The following is a 12,366-nucleotide window of genomic DNA, read 5'->3' on the forward strand; positions in this document are numbered from 1 at the left end:
ATCCCGAACCCCCTCGCGCAAAACGCGCAAAACTGTTCGCGATGTCCTCGCACACCTGTTCGCGATGTCTCCGGTCCAAACACCCTTGTGGGAGAAGGTGGATCGGCGCGAAGCGCCGAGACGGATGAGGGGTGCTGGAAGAAACTCGGCGGAGAAAGTCCCAGCGATTTGAAGCCCTTACGTCTCCAATGCCGCGATCCGTCCAGCACCCCTCATCCGACCGAGCTTCGCTCGGCCACCTTCTCCCACAAGGGGAGAAGGGAAGGCGCCGCGCCTCACCTCACCGCACCTCGAACTCCGGATCGACCGGGATCTGCAGCGCTGTCACCATCTGGTTGGTTTGCCCGGCCAGCCCGATGATCGACACCAGTTCGCCATGCTGCGCATCGGTCATGCCTTTGGCCCGCGCTGCGGCGGTGTGCGAGTGGACGCAATAGGAGCAGCCATTGGCGGTCGAGACGGCGATGTAGATCATCTCCTTGGTAAGCGGATCGATGGCGCTGTCAGCGACCATCACCGCTTTGAGCTGCTCCCAGACCCGCTTCAGCGAAACCGGATCATTGGCCAGCCCGCGCCAGAAATTGTTGACGAAGTCGGATTTGCGCGTCGCGCGGATATCGTCGAACACAGCCTTCACGGCGGGAATCGCCTGGACCTCGGCATCGGTCAGAAGTTTCGTCGTGGCCATGGCTTGGTCCTTTCGCTTTGAATCGTTATGCGAGGTCGTTGAATCAGGTCGGGAGAAAAGGCGGCTAACCGCCTTGGATGAATCAGCAATTGACGCGCTGAGGCAAGACCGTAAGGCTGGCCCAGGCCCCTCACCTTCGTCATCCCTGGGCGAAGCAGGAGCGAAGCTCCGTCGCGGAGACCCTGGGATCCATGCCGTGACCTTAGCCGAAGAACGCAGCGAAACAGAATTCTGCACCGCAGCAGCGCTCTGATGTAGCGGCATGGATCCTGGGGTCTGCGCCGCGTCGCTTCGCTCCTTGCTTCGCCCCAGGATGACGAAACGACGGGCGCCTCGGCCAATCTCCAAAGTGTACGATCCGCCGGCGCAAAAACCACCCAAATGTCAACCTTCCGCGCCCGGGAACCTAATGCACCGCCGCGTACATGATCTTCTCCTCCGTGGCCTCGGCTGGCGAGAATTCCTCGACGATGCGGCCTTGCCGGCAGACCAGGATGCGGTCGGACAGGTTCATGATCTCCGGCAGGTAGGACGAGATGACGACGACTGCGAGGCCTTCATCGGCCAGCCGGTTGATGATCTGGTGGATTTCGGCAATGGCGCCGACATCGACGCCGCGCGTCGGCTCGTCGAAGATGACGATGCGCGGCTTCTGCACCAGCCCCTTGCCGATCACCACCTTCTGCTGGTTGCCGCCGGAAAGCTCGACCACGCGGGCATTGTCGTTGATCGCCTTGACGTTCAGCGTCCTGGTCCATTCGGCCGACAGCGCCCGCATCTCCTGCGCATTGATCACCCAGCCCTTTTCCCGCCCTGCCGCCAGGAAGCCGCCGAACAGGTTCTCGGCGACGTCCATCGTCTCGAAAATCCCCTCGCTCTTGCGGTCTTCGGTGACATAGACGATGCCGTCCGCCACCGCCTCGCTGGGGACGAGATAGCGCACCGGCCGGTCGTGCAGTTCAATGCTGCCGCCGCGCAGGAAGTCGCGCTTGTAGATGCCGGAGACGATCTTGAACGTCTCGGTGCGGCCCGAGCCGATCAGCCCGAACACGCCGGTGATCTGGCCCTCGAAGATCGAGAAGGAATTGTTGCGCACGACATTGCTCATCGAGATGTCCTGTACCGACAGCACCTTCCTGCCGGCCCTACGCAGCCTGGCCTCGTCGCGCTGGCTGTAGAGCTGTCCCGACAGCGTCCGTCCGACCATCGCCGCGACGATCCTGTCGCGATCGAAGGCGGCGGTATCGTCGGTGATCACCAGCTCGCCGTCGCGCAGGATGGTGATGCGGTCGGCCATATCAAGCGCCTCCTCGAGCGCATGGCTGATGAAGACGATCGACACGCCCCTTGCCTTAAGCCGGCGGATCAGCGCGAAGAAGTGCCGCTTTTCCTCTGGCGTCAGCGTCGCCGTCGGCTCGTCGAAGATGATGATCTCGGCATTGTGGTGGACGGCGCGCGCGATCTCGACCATCTGCCGCTTGGCGGCGCCCAGCGTCGCCACCATGGCATTGGGGTCGACGGGAAAATTCAGCGACTGCAGGAACTGCTGCGCCGAGATATAGGTGCCGCGCAGCCGGTTGAGAAAGCGCTCCGTGCCGAGGTAGAGGTTCTGCGCCACCGTCATCGACGGCACCAGGCTGGTTTCCTGGAACACCATGGCGATGCCGGCTTCAAGTGCCGCATGCGGCGAGGCGTAGGCGATCTCCTGACCCTTGTGGAACATCGTTCCCGATGTCGCGTCGACAACGCCGGCGATGATCTTGGTCAGCGTCGATTTTCCAGCACCATTCTCGCCGAGCAGCGCGTGGATCTCGCCCTTGCGCAGCTCGAAGCTGACATTCTTCACCGCGGGAACACCGCGATAGGTCTTGGTCACGTTCTCCAGGCGGACGATCGGTTCCATCAGCGATGCCCTCCTGAAGTCAGATCGATGGCCAGCAGGCAATCGCCGCCTTTCGAGGCAATGAACAGGCGACCGTCTGTCTCCGCCACGCTGCAGATGCCGTGGCGCGTGCCGTTGGCGCGGCTGTGCAGGCTGAATTGCGGCCGCATCTCCCGATCGAGCCTGACCACCAGCCCGTAAGAGCGGCTCGGCGACCACGGCTTGTGGATGCCCATAGTGCGGATGCCGCCGCATTGCAGCGGCTCGAGGAAGCTGCGGTTGGAGGCGAGCGCCGGCGCGATCCAGTGTTGCGGCGACACTTGCGCCAGCATGTCGTTCCGATAGTGCGTTTCCTGCAGCACGAATCGATCAGACGGTTGCGGGGCGCAAACAGCGCCAGCCAGGCACCGCCATCGGCGGCGGGCGACAGCCGCGCGGGATAGCCGGGCAGATGCGCCAGCACCGTCGAGCGGCTGCCTGTCGCGCCGTCGAAGCAGACGAGTTGGTGCCGCCAGCTCTCGCCGACCAGCACGTCCTTGCCGGTTGGATGCAGCCCATAGGGAAAGGCGATGTCACCGGCGAGCTTGCGGAATTCGCTGCCTGCCGGATCGCGCTTCCACAGCGAACCCGACGCACCCTTCTTCATCAGATCGGCGGCCCATTCCGACGGCGCGTGTTCGGCCGAGCCATTGGCCAGCCAAAGCGTGCCGTCTTCCGCGTAGGCGAGTGCTGTTATGCAGCGGATCTCGGCCGGCAGGGCGGCCTCCTTGCCTGCAATCAGCAGCCTGCCGCTTTCGAGCCCGACCGTCAGTTCGCCGGCGGGCGAGCGCGCGAGCGCGGTGACGGCGGCCGGAAATGTCTCGACCAGAACAGGCGCGCCACCGGCGGCGAGCGCGTAGAGGGCATTGCCGCTGGACGCCAGCAGCCGGCCGTCGGCGACCAGCAGATTGTCGGGCTCGGGCAGTTCGGCGAAGGCCGCAACATCGTCCAGCAGCGTGTTCGGCCTGAACGCACCGTCGAGCGGCGGGATGGTCACTGCCTTGCCGCGGAAGATGTCGAGGATCGGGTCCAGCATCATGGCTTGGCACCCCAGTAGGAAGCGGGGCTGGTCCAGTTCGGGTCGGCCCCGGCAATACTGTAGCGGCCGATGCGGTTGTTGAGAATACCGCCGACGAACAGAAAACCCTTGTGCTCGCGCATCGAGGTGACCATCGGATGCGCGGCGCCCGACAGGTCGCCCATCGCCTCGACGATGCCGCCCTTCTCGTTGAATTTTACCACACCGCCGGTGTTGATGTTGGGGAACAGCCATTCGTCCTGCGGCAGCCGGCGCGTCATGCGCTTGCGCATGTCGGGATGGCGCAGCGACAGGTCGAAGCTCGGCGTGCGCATGCCGAGCCAGGCCATCCAGTAATTGCCGTCTGACGCTCGGTTGATGTTGTCGGGGTAGCCCGGCATGTCGCGGATGACGCATTCGGCGGTGCCTGCTTTCGGCCCCACCAGCCAATAGCGATGCACGCGGCAGGCCCAGCTTTCGGCAAAAAACAGCGACTTGCCGTCATGCGCCATGCACACGCCGTTGGTATAGCGGTAGCCGCCGAGCAATGTCTTGGTCGAACCGTCCTTCGGATCATAGACAAGCAGCCGCCCGGTGGCGCGGTTCTCGATCGAATCCAGCGCCCAGTCGTGCGCGTCATAGCGCTTGGTGGAATCGGTGAAGTAGATGCGGCCGTCCGGCGCGATGTCGCAATCATTGGGGTCGCGCAGCCGCGCATCGTCGACGATCGAAGTCCAGGAGCGCGACGTTTCCGCCGAAAGCCGCTTCACCTCGCGCTGCGGCGAGACCGAATAAAGCCCCATCGCGCCAACGCAGCTGATCAGATTGCCTGTCTTGTCGAAGGCCAGGCCGAGCGGAAAGCCGCCAATATGGGCAAAGACCTCCGAGCGTTTGTAGTCCGGCGCGAAGAAGCGGACGATCTCGCCATGCCTGGTGCCGCAATAGAGATGGTCGTCGCGGTCGAGGATGACGTCTTCCGGCCCTTCCAGCTCGCCGAGCCCGATATGGTCGGCCTCCGACAATCGGTTGTCGAGTTCGTAAGGGGTGCCCGAACCCGGTGCCGCCGACTGCGTTGCCCCCATCTTCAGGTAGACCGGTGCGACATAGACCTCGTCCAGAACCTTGTGGCGGTTCTTCAGCCAGCGAATGTCGATGGTGACGGCGACGGCCAGCATGATGCCCAGCACCATCTGGTTGGTGCCGGTGCCATAGCCCAGCCGGATCAGCCCGTTGGTCATCGTCAGCACGATGATCGCGCCCATCAGCCCCTTGATCACCGAACCGCGGCCGCCGCCCAGGCTGACGCCGCCGACGACCGCCGCCGTCAACGCCATGACCTCGAGGTTGAGGCCGGTTCCCGGCCCTGCCCCGCTCAGCCGGCAGGCGATGAGAAAGCCGCCGAGCGAGGCGCAGAAGCCGGAGAACACATAAGTCATGAACACGGTGCGGCGCACGCGGATGCCGGCATTGTGGGCCGAGCGCCGCGACCCGCCTACCGCCTGCACGTGCCAGCCGGGCCGCGAGCGCGTCAGCGCGACGTGGGTAATGATGGCCAGGATAATCGCCGCCCACACCGCAACCGACAGGCCCCAGAAGGTATCGTCGCCGATGAAGTCCAGCACATCCGATGTGGCATCGGAAAGCTGGACGTCGGCGGCATAGGTGGTGACCAGTATGTCGAACAGCGCCCGCCCGAAAATGAAGGTGACCAGTGTCGTCAGGAAAGCGCGCAGGCGGAAATAGCCGATCAGATAGCCATTGATCGCGCCGAACAGCAGGCCGGTGACGATCGAGGCGGCCAGCGCCAGCCACACCGACTGTTCGAGGATGAAGAAGACGAACACGGCGGAAAAACAGGACAGCGCGAAGATCGAGCCGACCGAAAGGTCGATGCCGCCGCCCAGCATGACCACCGTCATGCCGGTGACGACCAGCGAGAACTCGCCGAGCTGGCGGGTCGATTCCTGCAGCGACATCGGCTTGAAGAAGCCGGGGATGATCGAACCGAACACGCCGAGCGTCGCCACCAGCGCCAGGAAAGGAATGGCGTTGTCGGTCCAGCGTTTGCTTAGGATCTCGCCGACGAGGTGGTCGGGCACGAGATTGTAGCGCCAGGATTGAAGGCGTTCGCGAAAGGACATCGGTTGCTGCTATTCGAGAGAAAAAGGAAAAAGGGGCCGGGCTATCCGCAGAACAATCGCCTCAGGTTTGCGTTGCCCCTCTCCCTTACCCTCTCCCTGTATAGAGACGGGGAGAGGGGGTCGCCAGCGTTGGAGCGTATCCCTTCTCCCCGTCACTATACGGGGAGAAGGTGCCGGCAGGCGGATGAGGGGCAGCGCGAAGCTCAGGAAAGCCGGCCTACTTGGCCGCAGCTTGGGCTTGCAGTGCTTTCAAGTCCCAGCAGCTGTCTGGCTTGAGGTCGGCCTTGGTTGTCGCCTTCTCCAGCGTATAGATGTAGGTGTGCGAGGTGCCGGCCGGCTGGCCGCTCTGCAGCAGGAACTTGATGACGGCGTTCATGTCGCCCGACTGGCGGGCAAGGTCGGTCATCACCACCGCACCATAGGTGCCGTCCTGCAGCTTGTCGCAGTCGGCGGTCTTTTCGCCACCGCCGGTGGTGACCAGAAAGACTTTGCCTTCGAGCTTGGCATCGCGGATCGCAGCCGATGCGCCGGTCGCGTCGCCGTCCCAGAAATCGATGATGGCGCAGATGTCGGGGTTCTGCTGCAGCATCGTCGTCGTCACGTTGCGCGAGGTCGTCGCATCCCAGTTGGAGTCCGGCTTGGCCACGACCTTGAAGTCGGGGTTCTTGTCCAGCACCTTCATGATGCCGGCATACTGGTAGAGGCTCGATGAGTTGGCCTGGTCGCCCTGCACCAGCCCGATCTTCTTGGACGAGTTCGGCCCACAACCCTTGATCGCCGCTTCGGCTTCCAGCTGGCCGAGGCGATCCCAGTCGCTGCCGACAAAGGCATCGGCCGGGAAGTTCGCCGGATTGTCGACCAAAAGCACATAGGTGCCGGCCGCCTGCGCCTTCTTCATCAGCTTGGCATAGGAGTTGAGGTCGGGCGAGTGGATGATCAGCACGTCCGGCCTGGCGTCCGACGAGATCGCGTCGGTTATCGCCTGCGCGCCGGCATCGACCACCCAGTTCGGGTCACGCGTCTCGAACACGCCGCCCCAGGCCTCGACCTCCGTCTTCAGGTAATGCGCCCAGCCCTGTGCCAGGTCGAAGCCCATCGCCATCGGGACCAGCATCACGCGCTTGCCCTTGAGTGCTTGCGAATAGGCGCCCGGACCCGGATCTTCGGCCGCGAAGCCTGGCGCCACGAATGCGGAGGCGGCAAGCGCTGCCGCGGCAGCCATAAACGTCCTGATGATTTTCATGTCACATCCTCTGGTTTGGTCGTTGTCGTTCGCGGCCGGCCCCAACCGTTCGCGTCAGTCTAAATATCGCCTTGCTGCGCGGTCTGCTCGTCGCGCGGATTGATGAACCCATCGACGATGATCGCCGCCAGCAGGATCGCGGCCTTGATCAGGTTCTGATAGAGCAGCGGAATGTCGATGATGGTCATCGCGTTGAGCAGGATGCCAATCAGCGCGGCACCCACCAGCACGTTGCGCACCCCGCCCCGCCCGCCCGACAGACCGATGCCGCCGATCACCGCCACCAGCACGATGTCGTAGAGCAGCGTGGAATTGACGATGCGGGTGTTGATCGAATGCAGGCTGGCGGCGGTGAGCAGGCCGGCCACCAGCGAGACCAGGGCCGACAGCACGTAGCGCAGCACCAGCATCGGGCGCACTGGAATGCCGATGTTGCGCGCGGCGACCGGGTTGTCACCGGCGAAATAGACGTAGCGGCCCCATTTGGTGTAGCGCAGGAACAGGAAGAAGGCGAAAGCCAGCCCGGCGAAGACAAACACCTCGACCGGGATGTCGAGGAAACGCAGCCCGCCCAGAAGCTCGACCCAATGGCCGGGCGGCACCGGCACGGCGTCCTGCGTGATCAGTTGTGAACGCACATAGCCGAAGACGAAGGATGCGGTCGCCAGCGTCACGAAGATCGCCGGGACCTCGGCGTAGGCGACCAGGATTCCGTTCAACAGCCCGATGGCGAGAACACCGGCGAGCACATAGGCGAAGGCCAGCCCGTCGGGCATCCCCGAATTCAGCAGTTGCAGATACCACGCGACCGACATCGCCATGATCGCCACCGCCGACAGGTCGATGCCCCTGCCGATGATGACGACCGCCATGCCGAGCGCCAATATGCCCAGCACCGAGACCGAGCGCACGATGGCAACGAGATTGTTCGAATTGATAAACCCGGGCAGTCCGATGGCGGCGGCAATGAACAGCACAACCGCGATGGCAAAGACAACGCCCTCCTGGTTAAGGCTTCTCCAGTTTAGCCAGCCGGTCGCGTTCATTGCCCGCTTTCACCCGCGATGGCTACGCCCTGCTCCCTCTGCGGCCATCGGAACGAAAGCTAATCGGCTCAAGACCAATTCGTCAAATGAATCCGCGCATTGCAGGCCGGCTTGCGAGGAAATTCCGCGCTTGGATGCACCGATTGGCGAGGCTGGCGCAATGCCGGGAACTCAAGCTGTTTTGCAATTGATCGCGCCGATCGAAGCGCCGGCAAAGGTTTGCTCCGGAGCGAGCGAAGCAGGCATAATTTATGTCCGCGATTGCCGCTGGATTCCTGCGTCAAATCCGCAAAACATGGCCCGAGACCTCGGCGCCGGCAGCCTTCGGCAACGCCAGGAAGCGACACGAGGCGACGAGCCCGATTACGCCGATCGCCACGAAGGCAAGTCGGAAGTCGACGAGATCGAGCGCCGCAGCGCCCCTGGCGATCTGCGACAGGTTGAGCAGTGCCGCGGCGACCGCTACGCCGAACAGCATCGCCATCTGCTGCAGCATGCTGGACAACGTCGCCGCCGAGCTGCGCTGCGGTGGGGCCACATCGGCGAAGGCCAGTGTGTTGAGCGCGGTGAACTGCATCGAGCGCGAAAGGCCGGCGATCAGCATCAGCACCACCACCAACGCTTGCGGCGTCTGCGGCGAAAGCGCCGCGCAGGCCATGATCGATAAAGAGGCGATCACCCCGTTGACGATCAGCACCGAACGGAAGCCGAAGCGCCTCAGTGTCGGCGTCGTCACCGCCTTCATGCCGAGATTGCCGAGGAAATAGGCCAGGATCATCATGCCGGCATCGACCGGGCTCAGGCCGAAGCCGACCTGGAACAAAAGCGGCAGCAGGAACGGCGTGGCGTTGATGGCGATGCGGAAGATCGTGCCGGCCGACAGCGTCGAGATGGCAAAGGTCTGCACCTTGAAAGCTGTGAGGTCGAGCAGCGGATGGTTGGCGCGTTGCAGATGCCGCACCGCCAGCCAGCCGACCAAAATGCCCGTGCCGAGCAGTGCCACGGTCGGCAACACACCCTCTTCCGGATGCGCGATGCGCTCGAGGCCATAGAGCATCGCGGCGAGCCCCACCGAGGTCAGCAGGAAGCCCGGCCAGTCGAGTGGCTTGGCCCCAGCTTCGCGGTCGCCGGGAATGAAGCGGGCGACCAGTGCCAAACCGGCAACGCCAAGCGGGATGTTGATGAAGAAATTCCAGTGCCAGGAGAGATAGGTGGTGATGAAGCCGCCAAGCACCGGCCCGACCACCGGCGCAAACAGCGCCGGCCAGGTGATCAGCGCCGTGGCGTTGAGAAGCTCGGATTTCGGCGCGTTGCGCAATACCAGGATGCGGCCGACCGGCGTCATCAGCGCGCTGCCCAGGCCCTGAACCGCGCGTGCGGCGACGAACTCGGCCAGGTTCTGTGAGATGCCGCAAACGAGCGAGGCCAATGTGAACAGGGCGATCGCCACGAGGAAGATGTTGCGCGCGCCAAAACGGTCGGCAACCCAGCCGGACAGCGGCACGAACACCGCCATGGTCAGCATATAGACGGTGATGCCGATGCTCATCGCCACCGCCGGCACGCCGAAGGATTCTCCCATCTGCGGCAGCGACGTCGAGATGATGGTCGAATCCAGAAGCTGCATGAAGAAGGCGACGGCGACGATCAGCGCCACCCGCCGGGCTTGCCGCGCCGCCGGCGCGGTTTCGGGCAAGGCTTTGTTTTCGGGAATGGCGGTCATGCACAGAACTGTCCGAAGGGGAATTTTCACCCGCTCCATCGGCAACCGCACAATTGTCCGGCAAACCGATGACGCACCGGCTTCAACAGCATCTGGCCGGTGCCGTCCAGACCTGGTCCAACAAACTTTCGTGTGGCATCGCAGCCGGCCATGCGATGACCCGGCCCTGGCGCCGAACCGGCCTTTCACGATCCGCGATGATGCTTTGTGCCGCTGCCGGGGCGTCTTATGCGGCTTCGATCTTCTCCAGGAACAGGCTGAGCTGGTCCGGGTCCATGTGCACGACGTGCCTGTCTTCGGGATAGGCCAGGCTGTTCACATCGGCGACATATTCGGAGAAGGCAGCGATTCGTTCGGCCTGCAGGCGATCGTATTCGGCGGCGAAATTGCGATAGACCTTGGAATGGCGCGGCATGTGGCCACGGTTCTGGCCGAGGATGTCGTCGGCGAACAGATACTGCGCGTCACAGCCGGTGCCCGCTCCCATCGACAGCATGATCAGCGACGTGCGTTCCGAAATCGCCTTGGCCACCTCGACCGGCACCACCTCGATCTCGGCGCCGATCGCGCCGGCGGCCTCCAGTTGCTTCACCGCCTCGAACACCTGCATGGCGGTATCGGCGGTCTTGCCGACAGCCTTGAAGCCGCCGGTCCAGGTGGCGCGTGACGGGATGAGGCCGACATGGCCGATTACCGGAATGGCGTCGTCGGCCATCCGCTTGATGGTGGCATAGCCGGCGCTGCAATAGACCGCATCGGCGCTGGCCTTGTAGAGCCGGAACGCCCAGCGGACGAAATCGTCGGCGGTGCCGATCTCGAAGAAATTCTCGCCCGGCATGGTGAACAGGCTGGGTGCCGCATCGCGGTATTGCGGATTGAGCACCAGCTCCGGCGGCACCGAGACGATGTCGACGCCGGCGCGTTCGGCGGCCTCGGCCTCATCCATCGTCAGCACGCGCAGCATCGTCAGCTGCCGCTTGCCCTTCATGGCCCGCAGGTCTGCGACGGTCGGTCTTTTCCGGCTCATGGATTTTGGTTCCCTTTGCTACGTGACAGAAGGCCGGTCAGGCGATCTGGATCATCACCTTGCCAGCTTCGACCTTGACTGGATAGGTCGCGAGATTGACGCAAACGGGAGCGCCCTTCGCCTGGCCGGTCTTATAATTGAAGCGGCCATTGTGCTTGGGGCATTCGATGATGTCGCCCATGACAAGCCCGTCGGCCAGATGCGCCTTCTCATGCGTACAAAACCCGTCGGTGGCGAAGAATTCATCGTCCGGCGAACGGTAGATCGCGAAGGTGCGGCCGCCATGGTCGAAGCGGATGACGTCTTCCTCGTCGACATCGTCCACGGCGCACGCTTCGACCCAATCGGCCATTCTATATCTCTCCTGAAATTTTCTGCATGGCGCCGGTGCGGTGCCTATTCAGCCGCCGCCGACATGTTCACTTCGTGGAACTCGCCACGATAGGGCCTCGCCGTTGGCGGCAGTTCGCGCTTGAGGAAATAATCCTCGTATTTGAGCTGCCTGAGCAGGACAGGCCAGACCTCGCGATAGGCATGCCATATCGACGGGTTCGGCTCCGGCAGATCGTGCTTGATCAATTCATGCAGCCTGGGCAGCGCGTGATAGGGCACCATCGGAAACATGTGGTGCTCGACGTGGTAGTTCATGTTCCAGTAGATGAACCGGCTGATCGGGTTCATGTACACGGTACGGGTGTTGAGCCGGTGGTCGACGACGTTGTCGGCCAGACCGATGTGTTGCAGCAGGCCGGTCATCACCATGTGCCAGGTGCCGTAGAGGCGCGGCACGCCGATGAGCACCACCGGCACCCACGACTGCATGGTGAGGGCGAGTGCTATCGTGGCGATGTAGACGGCGATGTGCCAGCGCGCCGCGATGACGGCCTTGTGCTGTTCCATCTCGGGAACGTAGCTTTTCTCGTCGGGCGTCAGCTTGCCGAACGCCTGGCGTACCAGTGCCGGAAGCGAATAGCGAAAATCGAGGATGCCGGTGAAAGCCAGCGCCGCACGCAAAAGGTCCGGCGGGCGCATCACGGCGATCTCGGCGTCGCGGCCGACGATGATGGTGTCGGTGTGGTGGCGGGCATGGCTCCAGCGCCAGGTCACCGGGTTGCGCATCAGCATGAAGCTGGCGATCTGGTAGACGACATCGTTCATCCAGCGCGTGCGGAAGGCAGTGCCATGGCCGCATTCGTGCCAGCGCGAGTCGCTGGAGGAGCCGTAGAGCACGCCGTAGACGAAGAAGAACGGCACGCACCACCAGGTGCCCCAGAAATAGATGGCGCCGGCGGCGGAGCCGAGGATGGCGACGATCCAGATGATCGTGTCGCGGATCGCCGGGCTGTCTGAGCGCTGCATCAGCTCCTTGATCGCCTTGCGAGGGACATCCGTGTGGTACCACTCCGCCGAGGCCAGTCCCGTCTCGATCGCCCTGCGCGTGCTTTCGCCGACCAGGCTGTAATCGCGCTTTACCGTGCCAGCCATTGTGACCTCCGATTCCCGATCTGCCGCGAGCCCTCCCCGCTCCGGCCGGAGCCAGCCTCCCAACTGGTGTCCCG

The 12,366-nt window shown here is 63.6% G+C and carries 10 protein-coding genes; all 10 read right to left on the reverse strand.

Annotated features, from left to right (window positions below):
* Positions 1–280: 280 nt before the first annotated feature.
* Positions 281–688, reverse strand: a complete 408-nt coding sequence (locus tag NKH16_RS30125; protein WP_352749973.1) for a carboxymuconolactone decarboxylase family protein — start codon at positions 686–688, stop codon at positions 281–283.
* A gap of 406 nt (positions 689–1,094) precedes the next feature.
* Positions 1,095–2,591 (reverse strand): sugar ABC transporter ATP-binding protein, encoded by a 1,497-nt coding sequence (locus NKH16_RS30130; RefSeq protein ID WP_352749163.1) that lies wholly within the window; start codon positions 2,589–2,591, stop codon positions 1,095–1,097.
* Positions 2,592–2,610: 19 nt separating this feature from the next.
* Positions 2,611–3,648: an SMP-30/gluconolactonase/LRE family protein gene (locus NKH16_RS30135; protein ID WP_352903288.1), complete on the reverse strand. Its 1,038-nt coding sequence runs from the start codon at positions 3,646–3,648 to the stop codon at positions 2,611–2,613.
* The gene (locus NKH16_RS30140; RefSeq protein ID WP_352749168.1) at positions 3,645–5,768 is read right to left on the reverse strand and encodes an ABC transporter permease; all 2,124 of its coding nucleotides are present in this window, start codon (positions 5,766–5,768) and stop codon (positions 3,645–3,647) included. The genes NKH16_RS30135 and NKH16_RS30140 overlap by 4 nt, the downstream gene beginning before the upstream one ends.
* A 217-nt stretch (positions 5,769–5,985) precedes the next feature.
* The gene (locus tag NKH16_RS30145; protein ID WP_352458300.1) at positions 5,986–7,011 is read right to left on the reverse strand and encodes a sugar ABC transporter substrate-binding protein; all 1,026 of its coding nucleotides are present in this window, start codon (positions 7,009–7,011) and stop codon (positions 5,986–5,988) included.
* A 59-nt stretch (positions 7,012–7,070) separates the two neighbouring features.
* Entirely contained in the window at positions 7,071–8,057 is a 987-nt protein-coding gene (locus NKH16_RS30150; RefSeq protein ID WP_352749170.1) for an ABC transporter permease, read from the reverse strand.
* A gap of 280 nt (positions 8,058–8,337) precedes the next feature.
* Positions 8,338–9,780: a DHA2 family efflux MFS transporter permease subunit gene (locus NKH16_RS30155; RefSeq protein WP_352749173.1), complete on the reverse strand. Its 1,443-nt coding sequence runs from the start codon at positions 9,778–9,780 to the stop codon at positions 8,338–8,340.
* Positions 9,781–10,006: 226 nt separating this feature from the next.
* Positions 10,007–10,807, reverse strand: coding sequence for a 3-methyl-2-oxobutanoate hydroxymethyltransferase (locus tag NKH16_RS30160; protein ID WP_023675787.1), 801 nt, complete (start codon positions 10,805–10,807; stop codon positions 10,007–10,009).
* Between the two features lie 37 nt (positions 10,808–10,844).
* Positions 10,845–11,159 (reverse strand): MocE family 2Fe-2S type ferredoxin, encoded by a 315-nt coding sequence (locus NKH16_RS30165; RefSeq protein ID WP_352749175.1) that lies wholly within the window; start codon positions 11,157–11,159, stop codon positions 10,845–10,847.
* A 44-nt stretch (positions 11,160–11,203) separates the two neighbouring features.
* Positions 11,204–12,292: a fatty acid desaturase family protein gene (locus NKH16_RS30170; protein WP_352749177.1), complete on the reverse strand. Its 1,089-nt coding sequence runs from the start codon at positions 12,290–12,292 to the stop codon at positions 11,204–11,206.
* Positions 12,293–12,366: the final 74 nt, after the last annotated feature.

This window comes from Mesorhizobium sp. M1307 (genome assembly GCF_040318155.1).
Classification (GTDB): domain Bacteria; phylum Pseudomonadota; class Alphaproteobacteria; order Rhizobiales; family Rhizobiaceae; genus Mesorhizobium.

What these genes read in the sequence shown, in the direction of transcription:
- NKH16_RS30125 (WP_352749973.1), bottom strand. Translation starts at nt 688, where the DNA reads ATGGCCACGACGAAACTTCTGACCGATGCCGAGGTCCAGGCGATTCCC.
- NKH16_RS30155 (WP_352749173.1), bottom strand. Translation starts at nt 9,780, where the DNA reads ATGACCGCCATTCCCGAAAACAAAGCCTTGCCCGAAACCGCGCCGGCG.
- NKH16_RS30145 (WP_352458300.1), bottom strand. Translation starts at nt 7,011, where the DNA reads ATGAAAATCATCAGGACGTTTATGGCTGCCGCGGCAGCGCTTGCCGCC.
- NKH16_RS30170 (WP_352749177.1), bottom strand. Translation starts at nt 12,292, where the DNA reads ATGGCTGGCACGGTAAAGCGCGATTACAGCCTGGTCGGCGAAAGCACG.
- NKH16_RS30150 (WP_352749170.1), bottom strand. Translation starts at nt 8,057, where the DNA reads ATGAACGCGACCGGCTGGCTAAACTGGAGAAGCCTTAACCAGGAGGGC.
- NKH16_RS30135 (WP_352903288.1), bottom strand. Translation starts at nt 3,648, where the DNA reads ATGATGCTGGACCCGATCCTCGACATCTTCCGCGGCAAGGCAGTGACC.
- NKH16_RS30160 (WP_023675787.1), bottom strand. Translation starts at nt 10,807, where the DNA reads ATGAGCCGGAAAAGACCGACCGTCGCAGACCTGCGGGCCATGAAGGGC.
- NKH16_RS30140 (WP_352749168.1), bottom strand. Translation starts at nt 5,768, where the DNA reads ATGTCCTTTCGCGAACGCCTTCAATCCTGGCGCTACAATCTCGTGCCC.
- NKH16_RS30165 (WP_352749175.1), bottom strand. Translation starts at nt 11,159, where the DNA reads ATGGCCGATTGGGTCGAAGCGTGCGCCGTGGACGATGTCGACGAGGAA.
- NKH16_RS30130 (WP_352749163.1), bottom strand. Translation starts at nt 2,591, where the DNA reads ATGGAACCGATCGTCCGCCTGGAGAACGTGACCAAGACCTATCGCGGT.